Raw genomic sequence first — 19,578 nt, 5'->3', positions numbered from 1 at the left:
ACGAATTCGCCGTGCGGCCAACCTGCCGCCAATGAACCGTCATCGCTGCCGGGTGCCGGGTCCACACAGTCATTTGCCAAATCACGGTGTGGCCTGGTCCGATTGAAGAGAGTCCCGTTGATCCATATCAAGGACGGGGTAGGGTCAGGCCGTAAGATTTAAGCCTTTCCAGAGGCGAGATGAGGGTTGCAGTGTCAGTTTTGCGAAGAGGCCTGATCACATTCACCGTGGCGATGATGTGTGTTCAATCCGCGTTCGCGGCCCCCTTCGTCGTCGTATCCGAAGGTGAGGGGCCGACCGAAAGGGTCGTGGAATATCGCCTCGCCCCGGATGCCGGTGACGAGATGCTGCCGGACAACAGCGTTGAATCGGTTCTGGGCGCGATGCAGACGGAGCGCGCCTCCGCGATCATGGACTCTTCGCTGAATGTCGGATTCGGGCTGTTCGGCGATGGGCTCGGAGCGGCGGCCAGTGTGGCGACGATCGCCGAACATGCGGTGATGATTCCCTCCCTGAGCACGACGAACAACATTCTGGCCTATGCGGGGCTTGTCATCACCGTGCTGCAGGTCTCAAGCGATCTGCGCGCGGGCGAGCACAAGAGCGCAGGGGTCAATGCCTACAAGGGTACGCTGAGCTTCGTGGTCGGCAAATTCGGCTGGGGCGCGTTGCAAATCGGCGGGGTGTCGCTTTTCGTTGTCGATGTCATCCTGCGCGAGGTCGAATCTGGGGCGCGCGACATCTATCTCGATCGCTGGCGCCCGGTCTTCGCGCGATTTCTGCGCGAGTCCCCCGAGGCGCGGCGCAGCATCAATGACTGGAAAAGGATTGTCTGGAACCTCTACCTCGAGGCGGAAAGCTATGCCGGCGACGACAGCGAAGAGCGCCGGGACTATTTCCGCGAGGCACTGAGCTATGAGATCGCCAGCTATCTGGCCAAGGCGGATATGGCCAGCATCAGCCTTTATGCCGATTTCGACCGGACCGGAGGCGGGACCAGCGGGCTGAATGACCAGATCATGAAGGATCTCAGGGAATCGTTCACCTTCCGGCTTGAGGCCATGCTAGTGCGCGATGTGCTGCCCGAGATCACGGAGCGCGCGGAAGAGCGTCAGCTTAGGTTGATCCTCGAGCGCATGAACCGCGACCTGCGGCCCGAGATGAACAAGCCGGTGCGTCTGGACGTGACCGCATGGGGTGTGCCATCGGGGCAGGTTCGCATCCCCCTTGCAGAGGGCGAATGGGGCGGGCCGCTGGAGCCGAACGGCACCTTCAGCATGGAGTTCACCAATTTCGCGTGGATCAAGGCCGGCTTGCCGCAGAGGATCATTCTGGACGGGCCGGATGGCCGGCAGGAAGCGCCGCTGCAAGTGCAGGGGGATCGGGCCGTCGCCATCTTCGGTCAGCCAAAGGCATCGCTGATCGCGCGATCCGTCCTGACAGAGGGACGGCGGTATTGCTCGCTGACGCGCTACACACTCGACCGGAGCTTCATCGACAGCGAGAGGCGCGAGGATCGCGACCGCGCGCCGGTCACTCTCGATACCGCGATAATGCCGGGGGATCTGGTGATCGTCGGCCGCTATGACAGCGACACCGGGCAATGGACGCAGGCCTCACCGGGGGTTTGGCGCTATGGCGATCAGCTTCATCTCGGGGAGCCGCGCATCGATGGTCTGAGCATCCTCGAGAACTGCCGGATATCGCTGATGACGCCAGAGGGAGAGGTGGCGCAAAGCCAATGCCGCCTTGTGCGCCAGCGCGAATGGATTCGGAACGGAGAGTTGCGCAGCCTGCGGTGCGGAAGCGATGCCGAGGTCGATCTTCAGGGAGTGTTCACGGATATCGGCGAGGGTATGAAGTATTACGCGCTCGACGGGGAAGTCGGAAAGATGCTGACACAGGTTTTGCGCCGCTCGATCAGTGAGGGGGTCGAAGGCATGTCGCCCGACATGTTGCAGGGATTGAGCGGCGGCTTGCCGGGGGGAAATTGAGATGAAGCGGATCGGATATCGCCGGGGTTTTCGCGCCGTCATGGTTGCGGCCTCCTGTCTTGCGGCGTCTGCGCCCTTTGGCCAAACGCTGGAGACGCTGGCCGATGAAGCCTATGAGGTGATGCCGCAGCAGGATCCCCTGCCGCTTGGGCAGCTTGTCGATACCGATGCCCCGCTCCCCAATCTTGCGGATCTGGACTTTGATGCGCCGGTGGCAAAGACGGGTTCGGCAATCACGCCGGAGCTTTGGGCCGAGGCGGGTCTGCCGGATGCCGTGCCCGTGGACGAGGGTGCGGCGCGTGTGGACGCGGTGCGCGAGGCCGGGGCCGACACCGCGATCGCGCCGACGGAGCCACCCGCGAGCTGGGCCCGGCACGATTTTCAGGGTACGCAATTTGCCGTGCCGGGCGACTGGGTCATAATGGAAGAGGGCGATCTGGAACTGGGCGTCTTTTCCGGCGATCTTTCTCCGCCGACGGGACACATCCTGATGATCAGCATCACCGACAGGGATGGTCACGACATTGATGAGGTGCTCGCCAGCGCCGGGGAGGAAGCCGGGGCCGTCAGAGACAGGGGCGAGGTCCTCCTTTCGGGCGGGGAGGTGCTCGATTGGGCCGATCTGGACATGACACTGGGCGGTGCCCCGATGCGCGTGCGCATGTATGTGTCGCGGTCCATGTTCACCGAAGACCGCGCGCCGCTCCTGCTCATGGTGGGGGCGGTCGGCGCCGCGGAGCCCTTCGATCCGGCGGTGCGCGATGCGTTTCTGTCAAGCTTTCGCTTCGCCGCGCCGGCCCCCTTGCCCGAAGAGACGCCGCAGGAGGATGGAGAGGATACCGGGCGGATGGCGCTTCTGGGTGGGCGGTTCACGCTCACGCCGCCGGCAGGTTGGATGGTGATCGAATATCCCGATGAGGCGGCGCTAACGTCGCCCGAGGGCACCGTGTCGGTGCGCTTTCTTCGGGCCGTCGAGGTTCGCCAGCGGCTGGACCGCTTGCCGGACGGGGCGGACCACGAGGCGGGCACGCTGGCCGGAAACCCGGTGCATGCCTTCGGCACCGAAGAAGGCACGCTCAACGTCTGGACGCAGTGCCCGGGCCCGGATGCGCCGCTCGCGGCCCTGGTTTCCGGCGGGCCCGAGTTCCGCAGCTCGGACGCCTTCGGAGCGATCTTCGACGAGCTGGTGATAGATGGCATGACAGGGGCGCCTGACTGTTCATTCGTGACAGGCCGGACCGGGGCGGCCTCACCGGAGGGCGCGACGCAGAAAGCGCCGCAGGCGGCGGAGGATCAGCCAAATCCCGACTGGGTCCGGCACGAATGGCAGGGGGTTCGCTTTGCCGTGCCGGATGGCTGGACCCTGCACGAAAAGACGAATGAAAGCTTCGTTGTCACGCGCTGGACCACCTCCCCGGGGGAGGGGCATGTCCTGAAGATCTCTCTCGATAAGTTGAGCGGCTCGGAACTCGAGGCCGCGATGCGGTTTTCCGATGATCTGGGGATCACCGTTCAGGATCAGGGCGACCGGACGATCGGCGGCGCCGAGCCGTTCCGCTGGGTCACTTTCGACGACAGGGAAGATGCCATTAGCACGACGCTCTTTGCCGCGAATGAGCCCTTTGGCGAGACCGGCAAATACCTCAATATCGCTATAGCCAGCAACGGCTCGGTGCCGCAACTGGACGCGGATATCCGCCATATTTTCCTGGGCAGCTTTCAATTCGGTCCGTCGCAGGCCGGCGGGACGACACAAAGCGGTCCGGAAGAGCTGGAGCCGGGGCCTGTGGCCGAAGATGAGGGCGCGGGTCCGGATCCGGACAGTTTCGAGCAGATCGGCGGCGGCTATACGACCTATCGCAATGCGCGCTACGGCACGAACCTGTCCTATCCCGGTTCCTACTTCATCGCGCAGCCCGCGCCGGGCAGCGGTGACGGGCGCCGTTTCGAGTCGGTTGACGGTCAGGCGCATTTTATCATGTTCACCCAGTATGACGCGCTCGAGCGCGGTCTCGATGGGATGCGGGCCGATATCCGGGCGGATCTGGACGACGTGCAGGAGGAAACCTCAGATCCCGGAGTATTCGAGATCACCGGGACCGAGGGACAAACAAGGCGGTTCTTCAAGGTGATCCGCAATGCCGACGGCCTCACGCGCAGGCTTGAGATCGCTTATCCGGTGGCGCGCGAGGCTGAGTTTCAGGCCGTCGTCACCTACATGGCGAAGAGTTTCGGCCCCCCCCCGGAACTGAGCGTTGCGGTGCCGCAGCCGCCCGGTCAGGTCATGGTCCCGCAGCCGCCCTACACGCAGGATGCGCCATCGCCTCTGCAAGAGCAGGGCCCGCGCGTCACCGATTTCTCAAACGGCAGAGTGAATGGCTGGATGGGACTGCTGACCGAGTTGCAGCCGCAGGTGACGGGCGGCCCGGAGGGGCGCGGTTATCTTGAAAGCGTATCCCCCGGCGACGGCAATGATGGATACTACGTCGCGCCGCCGGAGTTTCACGGCGACTGGCGCGGCCTCGATACGATCGAGGTTCAGCTTCGCGGCAATACCGGGGATTACTACGGCGATCCGGGCCGGGCAGGGGTCGATATCATCATTGAAAGCGACCATGGTACTGCCCTGACGGGATTTGATCGGCAGGTTGGCCCTGCCTGGATGACCCAGCGGGTCCGGCTTGACGATCCGGACCGCTGGATGCTGACAGGGGGCGCAAGCCGTCTTGAGGACGTTCTGACGAATGTGACCGGCTTCCGGATCAGGGCGGAGTATATTCTCGGGGATACATCGGGCGGACTTGCGCGTGTGGCGGTTGCCCGGACTGGCGCGGATGAGCGTCAGAGCGCCGATCCCGCGCGGCCATCGGGCGGGCCGGCCCCGGTCATTCCCGGTGACATATTCACGCCGGAACGCGGCAGCGCGACGCGCGGGGCGGTGATAGATGCCGCCCGCGGCCCGATCGAGGACGAGATCGAGCTGCCGATCCTCTTCGTTATCGATGTTCTCAATACCGACGGCACCTGGGCCTATTTGCAGGCCACACCGGTCAACCGGGACGGCACGCCGCTGGACTGGCAACAGACACGTTTCGCGCGCGAGATGGCGGGCGGTTTCATGAGCGACGTGGTGATGGTGCTGTTGCGCAAGGATTTCGGGGGCTGGGGCGTGCTAGACTATGTACTGGGTCCGACCGATGTGGCCTGGTACAATTGGGTTGATCAGCATGGCCTGCCGGAACGGTTTTTCATGAAGTGACACAGCGACGGTAAAGTTCCGTCCGCGGGCGGATCGCCCCGGTCAGCCGACGTTTTGAATCTCCACGCGAGCACGCAGTTCCTCGGGCTTTGTCAGGTTTTTCTATCGCGACGTGACCAACACCGGCGGCACCATCATGCGGTTATGTCAGCAGCATAATCGTTCCACAGGCTGAAGGCATCAGCCCGGGCGTGTCGATAGGATATGGCGGAAAAGCGGTGGCGTTTCGGACGGAAGGTGGTGGTAGTCTGGTCATGGACGGACAGAAATTGCTGCGCCTGACGCAGGGATTTGAAGCAGCCCATGATTTTTTCTTGCCGCTTCGTGTGTCGATGCGGCGCCTTGGAACGGTTGTTCAACCTCTTATGCGAACAGTAGTCCACGCTCGGGCAAAGATCCAGAATGGCTGCACCGTAGCTGCGCACGGCCCCAGACAATGGCAGGTTTGGTGACTATAGTTGCATTGCAGAACATTCAACGCTGCGCGCAAGAATGTTGACGCGATCCTCGGGTGTCGATTGCATGAGCGTCCAGCTACCCACATCCTGATAGCCAACCTTCACGCCGTCCTGCCAATAGACGCCATGCGGCGAGGGGGCCATGCGCCATTTGGGCGTGCCATCCTCGCTCATCACGGGCAGATCGGGTGTCACGGTCGCCGCGGCAAAGGGCTGTGTACCAGAACATCTGCTGCGCGATCGAGCCCTGACCGGGGAAGGGGCCAGCCTCGCCGAAGATCATGCCGGCAGCGGCGGGGGGTGAGTATTTCTGCAGCCACTCGATCGCCTTGTCGACGGCATAGACCGCCGTGGGCGAGTTGGTCGCGCCGCTGCAATCTCAAGAATACTTTCGCCCGCCACGCTCGCGGCGGCGATGCCGGTGCGGCCGGATGATGTGGCCGCTTCAAGTGCGCGGTCTATGGCGCCCTGCAACGCCCTGGCTTCCGTCGGTGTCAGGCGAGGATCCGAGATTTGTGTGCTCACTTTGTGTCGTTTTTCAACTTTAATACCTTCGTGTGATCGCCTCACCGCCGAGGTCTAGCTGCCCACCAGATCGCCGCCATTTGGATGCAGGACCTGGCCCGTGACGTATGATCCATCATCGCAGGCCAGAAACAGGTACGAGGGGGCGACCTCATTTGGCTGGCCGGGCCTGCCCAAGGGCGATGATTTGCCAAAATCGGCGACCTTGTCTGGCGGAAAAGACGCGGGAATGAGCGGCGTCCAGATCGGACCGGGCGCAACCCCGTTGACGCGGATGCCTTCGGGCGCAAGCTTGGACGCCAGCGCGCGCATCATCGACAGGACCGCGCCCTTGCTAGAGGCATAATCGATCAGAAGGTCTTGCCCCCGATAGGCCGTGACAGACGTGGTGCAGATGATCGAAGCGCCGCGTGACAGGTGCGGTAGCGCTTCTTGGATCATGAAGAACTGACCGCCCAGATTGGTGCGGAAGGTGCGAAAGAGCTGCTCTTGCGAAATATCGGTGACGTTTTCGCGGGCATGCTGCTCGGCTGCGTTGGTGACGACAATGTCGACGCCGCCAAATTCCTCGACGGTCTTACGAACCATTTCAGCGCAGAACTCCCTTTGCCCGACATCTCCGGCCAGCAGCAACGCCTTGCCGCCTTCTTCCTCGACCTTTTCGCGCGTCAGTTCGGCATCGCGATCTTCTTCCAGATAGGCGATCGCCACATTGGCCCCTTCGCGTGCGAATAGGATCGCCGTGGCCCGCCCGATGCCGGAATCGCCGCCCGTGATGATGGCGGTCTTGCCATTCAGACGCCCCGAGCCGGGGTGTCTGGGCATGTAGTCCGGTTCGGGGTCCATCCGGTGTTCGCGGCCCGGCTGGGGGTCGGTGTTCATCCTGTCCAGATCGCTGCTGCCCATGGCAAACTCCTCCTTGGCGTGATGTGGGGCGAACGTGCGGTCAGCCCCGAGGGTTCCCAGCCGCGCCGGCGCCCGTTCACGTTCTCTCGGACCAGTCCTGAAGCGCCTCGATCACCCCGTCGGTCAGCGATTGCAGGTCGTCCTGTAGTGCCAATGCAGGGCAGTCAGCCTGCAGCCGCGCCTTCATGTCGCCCATCCGGAAAGAGGCGGGGCTCTCCAGTGTTTCCAGCTCGCCCCACGTCACCGGCACAGCAACGGGCGCGCCGGGGCGGGCACGCAGGGAATAGGGCGCAATCGCGGTCGCGCCCCGTTCGTTGCGCAGCCAGTCGATGAAGATGCGGCCCTTGCGCCGGGCCTTTGACATGGTTGCAGTATAATTGTTGGGCTGCTGCGCGGCCATGACATGCGCGACGGTCTTGGCAAAAAGCTTGACCGTGTCCCAGCCCCGCGTGCGCCGGAGGGGCAGCCACACATGCACGCCCTTGCCGCCCGTCACCAATGCGCCCGACTTGAGCCCCAGCGCGTCGAGCGCGTCCCGCACCTCGACCGCCGCCGCGCGAACCTTCGGCCAGTCCAGACCCTCATCGGGGTCGAGATCGAAGATCAGACGGTCGGGCCGCTCCAGCCGGTCGGTCCGCGCGCCCCAGCTGTGGAACTCGATCGTGCCCATCTGCGCCGCCGAGATCAGGCTTTCGGGCCGGGTTGCATATAGATAGCCGGCTGTGTCGCCGGCGCTCTCTTTGAGGTCGATCCGGCTCAGGGCATCGGGCATCCCGCCGCTGTCATGCTTCTGGAAAAAACACTGCCCCTCAAGCCCCTGCGGGCAACGGAAGAGCGACAGGGGCCGGTGCCCGACAAGCTTGATCATCCGGGCGCCGATCCGGTTGTAGTGGCGGGCGATATCGCCCTTGGTGCAGCCCGCATCAGGGAAAACACGCCGGTCTGCGCTACTGATCCTGACGCCGCCGACAAGGGCCTCCGAAGCGGAGTCCCCGGTCTTGCGGTCTTTGTTTTCGGTCTCTTCATCCGGCATTTCCAATCGAACCTCCGCTGCCGTCTTGTCCTCGCGCAGCCCCAGAAAGCTGCCGTGGCGGACATATCCCTCATCGGTGAATTCGGTGAAGGACACCTCCGCCACCAATTTTGGCTGCACCCAATCCGCATCTTTGGCGATCTCGCGCGGGACATCCTTCACGGGAGGCGTCTTGCGTGCGGTCAAGGCCTTTGCGATCCGGTCCATCGCGTCTTCGGTAAAGCCGGTCCCGACACGGCCCTTGTATCGCAGCACGCCGCCTTCATGCGTCGCAAGCAAAAGGGAGGCGAAGGCGCGGCCTTTCTTGTCGGACCGGGTCGCGCCGATGATGACGAATTCCTGCCGCCGCGTGCATTTCACCTTAAGCCAGCTCTTGCTGCGGGTGCCGCGATAGGGCGAATCGATGCGCTTGCTGATGATCCCTTCACCGCCGGATTTGCAGGCTTCGGCAAAAATCTCGGGGCCGCGGCCAATGATGTGATCGCTCATCCGCAGCGGGCTGCCCTGCGGCGCGGCGGTTAAGAGCTCGGCCAGCTTTTCACGCCGCTCCAGCTCGGGCGTCTTCTTCAGGGTCGCCCCGTCCAGCGACAGCAGATCGAAGGCGTAAAAGACCAGCGCCCCGCCTTCCTTCAGCGCCTTTTGCAGCGATGAGAAGGGCGAGCCGTTGATCTGCGCCGCCATCACCTCGCCGTCGATCAGGGCAGCGTCGCAGGGCAGCGGGGCGAAGGCCCCTGCCAGCCCCTCGAACTTCTGGGTCCAGTCCTTGCCCGACCGCGTGAAAAGCCGCGTGCCGCCCTTGCCGAGCGCGGCGAGGCAGCGATAGCCGTCGAATTTCGTCTCGTGCAGCCAATCATCGCCCTCGGGCGGCGCATGGACCAGCGTGGCGAGCTGCAAAGGCTCGAAGGCGGGGCGTTTGCCGCCGTGACCCGCGGCTGCGGCGACAGGCTTGGCCTTGGCGTCCTTCGCGATTTCGTCCATCGTACGACCCGTCGTGACCGACAGAGCCTCGCCGGTGGTGAAGGCATCGGGCTCAGCGCGGGCGTGATCGTCGCGCTCCTTGATCAGCAGCCAGTTCTCGCGCTTGCCCTTGCCGCGCATCCGCACCAGCGCCCAGCCGCCAAGTAGGTGATGGCCGCGCAACGTGAACTTCAGCTTGCCGTTCTTGAGGCCTGCCTCGACATCCCCCTCGGGCGTCCAGGTGCCCCGGTCCCACAGCATCACGGTGCCGCCTCCATATTGGCCCTTGGGGATCGTGCCTTCAAAGCCGCCGTAATCCAGTGGGTGATCCTCTGTGCGCACCGCCAGCCGCTTTTCCGTGGGATCGGGCGAGGGGCCCTTGGTCACGGCCCAGCTCAGCAGCACGCCGCCCCATTCCAGCCGGAAATCGTAATGCAGGCGCGTCGCCGCATGTTTCTGCACGACAAAGCGATGCGCGGCAGGGCCTGCGCCCGCTATTCCCTGCGGCTCGGAAGTTTGGCCGAAATCGCGTTTTCGCTTGTATTCTGCCAGCTTGTCGGGCGTGTCGGACATTTACGAGGCTTTCTTCCCACGGCCCTTCTTCTTGGGGGCCTCGGTCTTCTTGAGGCTTTCCTTGAGCGCGCTCATCAGATCCACGACATTCTCGCCGCGCTCGGCCTTGTCACCTTCCGCCTGCACGCGTGGCGTCTTCTTGTCCTTCCGCTTGGCCTCCAAAAGGTCCCTCAGCGTCTCGGCGTATTTGTCGGAATAGTGGCTTGCATCGAAGGGCGCCGTCTTGCGGTCTATCAGCGAAGTCGCCACCTCAAGCAATTCCTCGTCAGCTTTATCGTCAGCAATATCGGTAAACATCTCATCCGCCTCGCGCAGCTCATCGGCGTAATGCAACGTCTCCATCAGCAGGCCGTCCCCGCAAGGCTTGACCGCAGCGAGGTATTCCTTGCCGCGCATCGTCATCTGCCCGATCCCGACCTTGCCGGCCTGCCGCAGCGCATCGCGTACGACGCGATAGGCGTCCTGGGCCAATTCGTCCGAAGCGGTAATGTAGTAGGGCTTGTCGAAGTAAAGCGGCGGGATCTCGCAGGCCTCGACGAACTGGACCAGCTCGAAAGTTTTCTTGGTCTCCAGCTTGATCTCGTCCAACTCGTCGGGGTCGATCAGAATGTATTCGTCCTCGCCCACCTCGTAGCCCTTGACGATATCCTCGCGTTGCACCGGCCCGATGCCATCCACGGATTTCTCATAGCGCACGCGCTTGCCCGAGGGTTTGTGGATCTGACGGAAGGACACGCGCGCCCCGGTTTTCGTGGCCGAATAGATCTCAACGGGTATCGACACAAGTGACAGGCGAAGCTGGCCTTTCCAGAGTGCGCGCGGTGCCATTTACCCCCCCTTTTTGAGATGTCGCCGGCCGGAAACAAGCCGCAAGGGGTCTGGCTGAACCCCCAGCCCACATATTGCGGCGGTGTCTCTCAGATTTCGATGTAAACCTCCGAATGCGCCCTGTGGTTCCCCAGAAGCCTTCATTGAGGCGCACAGGGACGTTAGAGCGATTTCAGCATATGGATGCTCTCGCGTGGGCAATAGCGACGCCTGACTATGCGCCTTGACGCCCGGAACGATCCACGCACGCTGCGCGTTTTCGAGTTTAAATGTGGCCGGGCCGATCCGGGCTTGGGTTTGATAGTGGAGAATCCCGTATGTTTTTTGAGCCGCCCCTTCTGGATGCTGTGGCAAAAGGCGCTGTTCTTAGCACGGTAGGCATCGGCTGGATCATCCTGCTGGTCCGTATTGTAGGTTTGCGGTCTTTTTCAAAGATGACGAATTTTGACTTTGTCATGACGGTCGCGATGGGATCGCTTCTGGCTGGCGCGTCGCAGTCGAGTGATTGGCCACCCCTCTTGCAGACGTTTGCCGCGATGGCCGCTCTGTTCGCGGTGCAATACGGCGTTTCGCGATTGAGATATGCGTCGCCCCGGTTCGACGAGGTTGTGCAGAACACGCCCGTGCTTTTGATGAGGGATGGGGTGATTTTGCAAGACGTATTGCGCAATACGCGCGTTACCGAGGACGACCTTATCGCCAAGCTGCGCGAAGCCAATGCGGCTGATTTCTCGGCCATTCGGGCAGCAGTGCTGGAAACGACGGGAGACATTTCCGTCATCCACGGCGTACAAATGGACGACGTTGTCTTGCAGGGTGTGCATGATCCGAATTGCCGCACTTGCACTGATTAGGAAACCTGTCCGCAACTGATTTTTCGCGGGTTCAGCCAGCTGCGACGCAGCCTGCGTTGGGAAAGGCCCAATTGTTATCTTCGCTTCATGGAACCGACAAATTCTGATGTCCTGCTTCGAATGGTAACGACCACGTCGGCTGAGAGTTTCTCAACGTCACCCGGATGGAGGAGATGGGTCAGCCGCGCCCCCTCGGCTTTGCGGCACTCCTAATGCGGTTTCATTTTCAGCTTCCTGTCCTTATCGTTGGCCTGCAAGTTGATGAGGAAGCACAAGCCTTCCTGATCTGATCGTCGTCCGGTGTGAATTATGCGACGTAAAGGCGCTCTTTGGTCTGGACTGTATCCTGCACGAAGTTTTGCTCAATCTGGGCGGCGAGTTTCGTACCCAGCGGCTTGCCACGCCTTCCAGCTGCCAGGGACGTTGCGCACCTTGTCAAAGCCGTTCTTCTTCAGCAGGCTTGCCGCGATCGATGCGCGGAAGCCGCTGGCGCAATCATGCGCAGTTTCTAGCGGCATTCGAAGTCAGTTTTCAGCTTTGATACGATGTCAGCGGTGCTGGATGACTATCTTGGCGACTTGGAAAGCGGCGATGCGCGGTTGCAACTGCGGTTCTCTTACCCGCTCACGGTGCCGTCACTGCGGTCGGGCCTGGAAGGATGCCAATACTACGAAATCGCCATGGAACTCTCGGAGGTGAACGCTCTGCGGCAGCGATTCCTGCATCTCGACTACGCCTATTCCGCGACCTGCCCATGTTCTCTGGAACTCAGTGAACACGCGAGGCGGGCGCGCGGGCAGTTGGCAACGCCACATTCGCAGCGCTCGGTGGCGCGTATTTCGGTCGAGGCCTTGGGCGAGAAGCCGTTGTGGTTCGAGGACCTTATCGACATGGCCCGGGCGGCCGTTCCGACCGAAACCCAGGTCACGGTCAAGCCTGAGGATGAACAGGCATTCGCCGAACTGAATGCAGCCAATCCGATCTTCGTCGAGGATGCAGCCCGGTTGTTCTGCGAGCAGTTGCAGAAGGATGTGAGGATCGGCGATTTTCGGATCATCGCCAGTCACCAGGAGAGCCTGCACAGACACGATGCGGTTAGTGTTCTCACTGTCGGTGACAGTTTTGTCTCCAACAGCATGGACCCCAATCTGCTGGCATCGGTCGCACGGCAAGGTTGATTGAGTTCATTGTCAAAGGTGCTTTATTTTATCGCTGGACAGCCGATGGAGTGCCTCCACTGGAGTGGTCTGCCAACTGGGATAGGATTATCCCATTTCAGAAGGATCAGAGATGGCTGGAAAGAAAGACCAACCCGAAGACATCGTGCTGAAGCTGCGACAGGTCGAAGTGCTGCAACGGCAAGGCAGCTCAATTGCTGATGCCGTGCGCCAGATTGGTGTGACGCAGCAGACCTAGTATCGAGGGCGCAAAGAGTATGGTGACCTGAACGTATCAGCAAAGTGGCCCAAGCCGAGGTTCCGTGGAGGTGCCAAACCATTATACGAGTTACAATAAACGCTTTTGTTAAATTAAGATGGCATGGCACCTCGCCCAGCAAAGGTATCGACAGATACTTCACCTATCTACAGGTCATCACGAAAAAGTCTGTAGCAAAAACGGCAACATCGTGGCTGACCAAGCGTCGCGTTGGCGGCGAAATATGGCGTGGCCGGTGCGCGATGCAGGGGAGTGACCGGCTGCTTCAAACTACTGCTCGGACCATCGCCGCACGTGGTGCGACCGGCGACCTTGGGCCGACACGACCCAATAGCACATTGACCTTGGACAGGCTTTTCACGATTTTATAAATGCCAAAACCGAAACCGCTTAGTTGTCCGGTTAAACAGAGGCCGGGTCACGCTCAAAAAAGGGCCAAATTGTGGCCCTAAAAACCCTCTTAGACAAACTAATTCAGCAAAAAAGACGTTTTGCCAATGCCTTATGGGAATCCGCTGGTTGTATGAAATGTGTTGCGATAGTCCCGAAATAGCCATCTTCGGCACATATCCGCCTAAAGGGTGGAAGCATCTCCGCCATTAAAGCGTGGAATGTCCGCCGTCAATTTGGAGGCAGCCGATGCGCATTCTTTTGGTCGACGATGACCCAATCATACGGGACTTGCTTTCTGCCAGTCTTGTCCGAGAAGGGTTCACTGACCTCACGCTTGCACAGTCTGGCGTGCAGGCGTTGCAGCTGGTCACTGACCAAGAAATACCATTCGACTGCTATCTTCTGGACATTGCAATGGAGCAGATGGACGGTATCGAACTGTGTAACGCTCTCAGACAGCGACCCGAGTGCAGATCTACCCCTATTATCATGATCACCTCAGGCCAGGCGAGCGACCTCATGGAGCGCGCCTTCGGCGCTGGCGCCACGGACTTCCTGAGAAAGCCATTGGATCATATCGAGGTCGTAGGCCGCTTAAAGACTGCCATGCTTCTCGTTGAAGCCACAAAGAAGGACCAGAGAGCCCGGCAGGCGCTATGCACCCTCATGTCTCATGCAGAAGAATTGGACCTGATCGACCCATCTGCTCCCTGCCGCTTTCCTGACGTAAGGGGGATGATAGACTATTTAGAACTGGAGAACCGGCTTCTACGCTTGGAGGACGGACAATACCAGATGAGCCTGTGCAGAGTGCAGATCTCCTCGCTTTCGTATCTTGCCGAAGTGGCTGGCACGACTACCGTGGTACAACTACTTTACTCATTAAGTTGGAAGATCAGCGAAACTATCTCGAATGAACGGCATTGGTTTTCATACATCGGTGCAGGCAGGTTCGTATGCTGTGCTATGGGCAAACCCTCTCCGGTGTCATCTTCCCTTCAGGGCCGCCTTGAGGATGCTGCATTTACGGCGCTGGATAGCCTAAAAGGTGCTGCACGTCCAGAAATAAAGGCCAAAATTCAACCTCTTACAGGAAAACGTATGATTTCAAAGCATGAGGGCCTGAAGCTGATTCGAAGAGAGATCAACCATGTGTCCGCTTCTGCCGTTTCCAAGCTGCCAGAAGTCGATTCAATTGAGGAAAGAATCTTTGCCAAGGCCGACAAGGTCCGCAATCGACAATGATGATCGATTGAGAGCAGCCTGTAACGTCATTGAAGTGTGTACTCAGATCCATTTTTCGGGTCGACTACGTTCATCAGGGCGGCTTGGGTCCTATCTCCGTCAATCACCATGGCTGGCCCGATTGCTGTTGCGCTCATGCCGATACGCTTCATCCATCGACTGAAAACAGCAGGGACGATGCCGATAATCGCCCGCGCACCCAACTCACGAGCTGACGCGGCCATCTGCTCCAGAAGGATTGTCTGAATGATCAGGCGCCTTTTAGAAGAGACATCAACCGCAACGAAAAGACGCGTCGCCTCCCAAACATCCTGGCGTACAGGGGCTTCAAAAAAAAGTACATCATTCGGGATGTCTTCAAGAAGGCCGCGCTGCGCATCGCGCAGCATGTAAGAATATTGCCCGCACTGCGCCGTGGTCGGCGTCAAGCGCATCCCTGCTAGGATCCGACCGTACTCATGTATCACGACCCACCTGCATTCTGGAGTGTCGTATTGATCAAACTCCATCCCGTCAACCTGCGGGAGATCCCATCCTTTCTGGTCAATGAAAACTTTGTGCCGCGCACGCAGGTAGTTGACGCATAGCCGCCCATGACGATGCATGTTGCCGAACGACAGGGTGGTTCCCTGAACCTCAGCAGTCAGTTCGGGCGCGATGCGGAAGAACTGATTTTCCTTGTGCTCAAGCCCAGTTGACGTAGCGTCACTCGCTATCGGCATTTGAGGAACAATTTCTGGAAAAACTTCTCTCGGCGCGCGCAAACGCCAGTTAGCCCTAAAGGCACCCATTTTAGTCTGCTCTCAAAATTCCACTCAACCCTAAATAATCACAATCTATGCGCGAGCGCCATACTTTGAACACATTTTTGTCAGACTGCCCCATTGAAATACAAAAATGACCGAAAAATCGCCATTCTTCCGCTTCTGTTCACTCATAAGGTGTAAGAAGGGTCGGTTTCGCCGCCGTTCACAGCGCAGGTTGATACCCCCCCCAGACAGCAACCGCGTTGGGCGACAGATGCCATTCAAATCCTTCCATCGGATGAATCATACCGACCCGAAGAACTTGTTTTTGCTCCACGCACAAATAAGTGACTATGCGCGTGCAGGGCTCGGGTTGCTCGCGCAACGTGTACTGATCTATGGTGCAGCCCTCCTTCTTGAAGGGTTCTACTATAGTTGGAAGCTTGCATTGCTCTCCCTCTCGGTGCTGATCGTATCCGAACTTTTTGATCTTCACACATTCAAGAAGATACTGAGGCTCGAAGCGGGGGACATCGCAGCCACTAGGGCCTGCCTAAAACTATTGAAATGGGGCACCGTTCTGAGTGCTTTGAACATCGCTGGCTTTGCCGTTTCAATTGCCATTCTCCAAGGCCACACCACGCATTTCATGCCACTCTTTTTTCTGTTGGCTGCTGCGCTTTTTGCCACTCTGAATAATAGTCAAATCACGTCTATTCTCTATCTCCGGCTGTCCATTTACCTTATCGCATTCCTTTTCATTCCTATATACGACATTATCATGGTGCGCGCTTCGTTGGACTCAGAGCTCTGGGTGCAGTTTTTCACATGCGTTTTTGTGATGTTCTTTATCGCCGACTGCTCTCGTGTGACTAGCCAACTCTACAAGAAGACGCTCCTTCAGATGGAGGCCCTTAGGCAAGAGCACCAAAAAACAAAAGCTGCGTATATCGCCAAATCTAACTTTCTTTCGACAGTTAGCCACGAATTACGGACGCCTCTCACGTCCATTAAAGGCTCAATCGATCTGATAGCCTTCGGAGCATTTGGTAAACTGCCAGAGAAGATGGAGAAGGCAATTCTGATCGCTCAGCGAAACTCAGTGAGCCTGCACACTCTGATAAACGACCTTTTAGATCTTCAAAAAATGGAATCTGGAAAAATGGATTTTCATTTCGAAACGGTACATCTCGCATCATTCCTGGAGCACGCCGTCGCCACAAACGAGCCATTCGTAACCAAGATGAACAGCCGTATTTACCTTGAGCACGTCGAGGACAATCTTTACGTTAACGCCGACCCATCTAGACTTGGTCAGGTTTTGTCAAACATCCTATCGAATGCTGCCAAGTTTTCAGAGGCCGGGGAAACAGTAAGGGTCAGGGCAAAATGCAACGGTAGCACAGTCAGAATTTCCATTCAGGATAGCGGGTTCGGCCTAAAAGAGAGCGACCGCCAGAAGGTCTTCGATGAATTCAGTCAGCTAGACTCCTCGGATCAGAGAAAGGTCGGCGGTACGGGGCTGGGAATGAACATCTCCAAGCGGATCGTAGAGGCTCACCAAGGTACGCTCGACTACTATAAAAACAAAGATAAAGGTACGACATTCTATATAGATCTGGCGCTGGTCACCCAACATAACAGTTCAAGCTCCCCAGCATATTTCACCGACATGCCGCCCCTAAAATTGAGAGCCTGATCTATACCTTCATTCTGGAAAAAAGTATACCGATCCTGGCTGATCGGCTCCACTGAGATTATTGTACTACTGGGGGGCGTCATCAGAGTTGTCGCGCGGCCAATAAATGTGCTCGTTTAGATCCTCGCCGATGCCGTAATCCTCCCTAGAGCAACCGAGGGAAATCGTGTTTCACAGCTTATTTTTTAAACATACTCGGCTGGTAGTCCTGCGTTTTATCGTAATGGGGATAATTCCTGCAGACTATGCGTTAACTCTGCAACGCTGCAGAACAAATCATCCGCGCGACCACTATTTCACTTCGAATTGCAAAGCTTTCGATGCAACTTGTGGCTGAAACATTTGGAGGTATTAAGTTGAAATTCATCTGCTTTTCTTTGGGCGCCAGCTTGTCACTCATCGCAACCGCAGTGACGGCTGGGAACCTTGATCGAACAAGGACACCAATCGATATCATTTTTGAGGAAGGCAATTATGTTGAGTTGTCTTTCGGCTATCTCGAACCCAGCGTTACCGGTCGGGATGCTGCAGGCAACGCGACTGGTGGCGTCTCAAATGATTTTCAGGTGACATCAGTCTCAGGCAAATTACAGTTCACCAACGATATTTCAGTTTCAGCTATTTACGATCAACCGTACGGGACTGATAACGTGTATGGTGGAGACCCAGTCACGACACTTCTCGGTGGGACCATTGCCCAAGCTGAAACCGAAGCATTGACGTTGTTACTGGCTTATGATGCCACGGATTCGATTACCGTGTTCGGCGGCCCACGTATTGCCGGCGCACAGGGAAGAATTGCTCTTTCGGGTCTCGCTTACGGTCCTCTCAATGGGTACAGTGTTCGGTTTGCAAACGATCAAGGTACAGGCTATGTGATAGGTGCAGCTTATCAAATTCCTGAGATAGCTTTTAGAACAGCGGTGACCTATCACTCCGGGATTGACGTTGACATGCGGGCAACAGAAACTTTTCCAGGAGGCGTTCCTGTAGTGACTGGGTCCACGAGAACCACACTGCCACAATCCTTGAAACTGCAAATCCAATCAGGGATAGCTGCAAACACTATTGCGTTTGGTAGCATCCGCTGGTCCGATTGGAGCGTTTTCTCACTCGAACCCCCCAGCCCCGCACCGGAACTAGCAGATATCGATGATGCTTGGACCTACGAGCTCGGCGTTGGGTATCGTTTTACTGATAAGTTTTCCGCAAGCGTCACGTATGTCTACGAGCAAGAAGAAGGAGATAACTTGGTTACTCCGCTGGCGCCCACCAGAGGATACCAAAGTGTCTCCCTGGGTGGAAAATATCAACTATCGGATGCGGTAAGCTTTTCAAGTGGCATTCAGTATATATGGATCGACAATGCCTTACTAGAAACTTTTCCTCCAAACGTCGTTCGTGGAAATTTCAGAGACAACGATGCAGTTGCGATCGGATTTAAGCTTGGCGTGAGTTTCTGATTTTAACGTATCGGTGAAATCGTAATCCATACGGAGTAACCTTTTTAAACAAGCCGCGCCGCTGCTAAGGTTGGAATCCAATTATTTTCTCGAGCCGTCATATCGCACGCTTCGAAGATTGGGCCGTTACATGCCCGATCTTTACTGACTGAGCGACGGGCAAATGGCTCGTCTTGAGCCGGACATTATGAAGCTTCATGGCTTTGTTGATGGCATAGATGCTCCTTCCTACTGTGATGGCTTCAACACTCACCACAATGGCACGTTGCGATGCCGTCGAGAGGGGCATCCACGCCATCAACAAAGCCAATGGTCATGGATACTTCCTTCAGCTTGAAGAAGAATCTACCAACACCAATTTAAAATGAGATTTAAACTAAACCCTCATTATAGCTCTGAGCAGATAGTTTCAAAAATATTAACATCCTTGCCTGACGGGGTTGCATCACATTTAAGCTCGTACATCTACGATTTCGTTCAACCACGGAAGGGAATAGTGCTGACATCAACTTCAAATAAAAATCAGCATGAGGCAGTGGTAAAAGAAAAATTCGATGAGATGGCTTCTCTGACTGCGACAGCTCGATTTGAAATGTATTCGATCACAAGCGCCAACGACGATGCTGATATAGATGACATTATCGATAAGGCTTTCGACAAATTGCGGCGCGCAAGTGTGCTGTCAAACCAAATCCGAGATTTTCTTTGTACTGTCGATTCTGGTAAAACTGACTCTGAGATTATGGAACATTTTCTGTATCCGAGCCTGGATGGTGACGATTTGGGTGAAATCTTGGGTGAAATTGAAACGGGTGGAGAAGTGTACTCAGGAAAAACGATAGTCGGGAACTTGCTCATTGAGTTTACAGCCAAAGCGAGCGAAGACTCCCGCAGGTTGGGTCAAACTGGGTCAGGCTAAGCCCAGCTATCGACACTTTCCGCTCAGGCTTCCGAACCAAGCAGAGGATATGCCATCGCCGGGACCATCAGTGGCTTACCTGCTCACCTGCGGCGCTCATTGACCTGGGACCAGGGCGCTGAGATGGCCCAGCACGCGCAACTTAGGATCGACACCGGTCTCGAGATCTATTTCTGCAATCCTTAGAGCCCGTGGCAGCGCGGCAGCAACGATGTCAATCAGCATTCAAAATTGACCCCTTATCGGCGTCCAATACTGACCCCCTCTGGTTCTGAGCTGGCCCGCCGCT

The 19,578-nt window shown here is 57.9% G+C and carries 11 protein-coding genes and 6 pseudogenes; 10 read left to right on the top strand and 7 right to left on the bottom strand.

Annotated features, from left to right (window positions below; all coding sequences use genetic code 11):
* The first annotated feature begins 191 nt into the window (after positions 1 to 191).
* The gene (locus tag ACEWPM_RS16255) at positions 192 to 1,994 is read left to right on the top strand and encodes a hypothetical protein (RefSeq protein WP_393963530.1); all 1,803 of its coding nucleotides are present in this window, start codon (positions 192 to 194) and stop codon (positions 1,992 to 1,994) included.
* A 1-nt stretch (position 1,995) separates the two neighbouring features.
* The gene (locus ACEWPM_RS16250; RefSeq protein WP_393963531.1) at positions 1,996 to 5,253 is read left to right on the top strand and encodes a hypothetical protein; all 3,258 of its coding nucleotides are present in this window, start codon (positions 1,996 to 1,998) and stop codon (positions 5,251 to 5,253) included.
* 134 nt (positions 5,254 to 5,387) lie between these two features.
* Here the strand turns inward: ACEWPM_RS16250 and ACEWPM_RS16245 are convergent.
* The 5 genes and pseudogenes from ACEWPM_RS16245 to ku form a co-directional block, all read right to left on the bottom strand.
* Positions 5,388 to 5,678, bottom strand: a pseudogene (locus ACEWPM_RS16245) (IS6 family transposase); the annotation flags it as partial.
* Positions 5,679 to 5,753: 75 nt separating this feature from the next.
* Positions 5,754 to 6,081, bottom strand: a pseudogene (locus tag ACEWPM_RS16240) (carbohydrate ABC transporter substrate-binding protein); the annotation flags it as partial.
* Between the two features lie 209 nt (positions 6,082 to 6,290).
* Positions 6,291 to 7,142 carry an SDR family oxidoreductase gene (locus tag ACEWPM_RS16235; RefSeq protein WP_393963532.1) on the bottom strand — a complete coding sequence of 284 codons (852 nt, stop codon included), beginning with the start codon at positions 7,140 to 7,142 and terminating at the stop codon, positions 6,291 to 6,293.
* 76 nt (positions 7,143 to 7,218) lie between these two features.
* On the bottom strand, positions 7,219 to 9,705 hold the full coding sequence (gene ligD, locus ACEWPM_RS16230) for a DNA ligase D (RefSeq protein WP_393963533.1): 2,487 nt from the start codon (positions 9,703 to 9,705) through the stop codon (positions 7,219 to 7,221).
* Positions 9,706 to 10,533: a non-homologous end joining protein Ku gene (gene ku / locus ACEWPM_RS16225; RefSeq protein WP_393963534.1), complete on the bottom strand. Its 828-nt coding sequence runs from the start codon at positions 10,531 to 10,533 to the stop codon at positions 9,706 to 9,708.
* A gap of 317 nt (positions 10,534 to 10,850) precedes the next feature.
* Between ku and ACEWPM_RS16220 the strand changes: the two genes are divergently transcribed.
* Positions 10,851 to 11,387 (top strand): DUF421 domain-containing protein, encoded by a 537-nt coding sequence (locus tag ACEWPM_RS16220; RefSeq protein ID WP_393963535.1) that lies wholly within the window; start codon positions 10,851 to 10,853, stop codon positions 11,385 to 11,387.
* 362 nt (positions 11,388 to 11,749) lie between these two features.
* Here ACEWPM_RS16220 and ACEWPM_RS16215 read toward each other — a convergent pair.
* Positions 11,750 to 11,869: pseudogene (locus ACEWPM_RS16215) on the bottom strand (rhodanese-like domain-containing protein); the annotation flags it as partial.
* 12 nt (positions 11,870 to 11,881) lie between these two features.
* Between ACEWPM_RS16215 and ACEWPM_RS16210 the strand changes: the two are divergent.
* From ACEWPM_RS16210 to ACEWPM_RS16200, 3 genes and pseudogenes are all read left to right on the top strand, one after another.
* A pseudogene (locus ACEWPM_RS16210) lies at positions 11,882 to 12,565 on the top strand (GTP cyclohydrolase, FolE2/MptA family); the annotation flags it as partial.
* Between the two features lie 112 nt (positions 12,566 to 12,677).
* Positions 12,678 to 12,800 (top strand): annotated as a pseudogene (locus tag ACEWPM_RS16205) (IS3 family transposase); the annotation flags it as partial.
* A gap of 663 nt (positions 12,801 to 13,463) precedes the next feature.
* Positions 13,464 to 14,462, top strand: a complete 999-nt coding sequence (locus ACEWPM_RS16200) for a response regulator (RefSeq protein ID WP_393963536.1) — start codon at positions 13,464 to 13,466, stop codon at positions 14,460 to 14,462.
* A gap of 26 nt (positions 14,463 to 14,488) precedes the next feature.
* Here ACEWPM_RS16200 and ACEWPM_RS16195 read toward each other — a convergent pair whose 3' ends face one another.
* Positions 14,489 to 15,253 (bottom strand): acyl-homoserine-lactone synthase, encoded by a 765-nt coding sequence (locus ACEWPM_RS16195; protein ID WP_393963537.1) that lies wholly within the window; start codon positions 15,251 to 15,253, stop codon positions 14,489 to 14,491.
* Between the two features lie 229 nt (positions 15,254 to 15,482).
* Here ACEWPM_RS16195 and ACEWPM_RS16190 point away from each other — a divergent pair, with 229 nt between their 5' ends.
* The 4 genes and pseudogenes from ACEWPM_RS16190 to ACEWPM_RS16175 all read left to right on the top strand — a co-directional run.
* Positions 15,483 to 16,907, top strand: coding sequence for a sensor histidine kinase (locus ACEWPM_RS16190; protein ID WP_393963538.1), 1,425 nt, complete (start codon positions 15,483 to 15,485; stop codon positions 16,905 to 16,907).
* Between the two features lie 356 nt (positions 16,908 to 17,263).
* Positions 17,264 to 18,370, top strand: coding sequence for an OmpP1/FadL family transporter (locus ACEWPM_RS16185; protein ID WP_393963539.1), 1,107 nt, complete (start codon positions 17,264 to 17,266; stop codon positions 18,368 to 18,370).
* A gap of 496 nt (positions 18,371 to 18,866) precedes the next feature.
* Complete coding sequence (locus ACEWPM_RS16180) at positions 18,867 to 19,289, top strand: hypothetical protein (protein ID WP_393963540.1); 423 nt, start codon at positions 18,867 to 18,869, stop codon at positions 19,287 to 19,289.
* 51 nt (positions 19,290 to 19,340) lie between these two features.
* Positions 19,341 to 19,578 (top strand): annotated as a pseudogene (locus tag ACEWPM_RS16175) (IS30 family transposase); the annotation flags it as partial.

Source organism: Roseovarius maritimus (assembly GCF_043355895.2).
Lineage (GTDB): Bacteria > Pseudomonadota > Alphaproteobacteria > Rhodobacterales > Rhodobacteraceae > Roseovarius > Roseovarius maritimus.
This window is presented reverse-complemented; position numbering and strand designations above follow the sequence as displayed.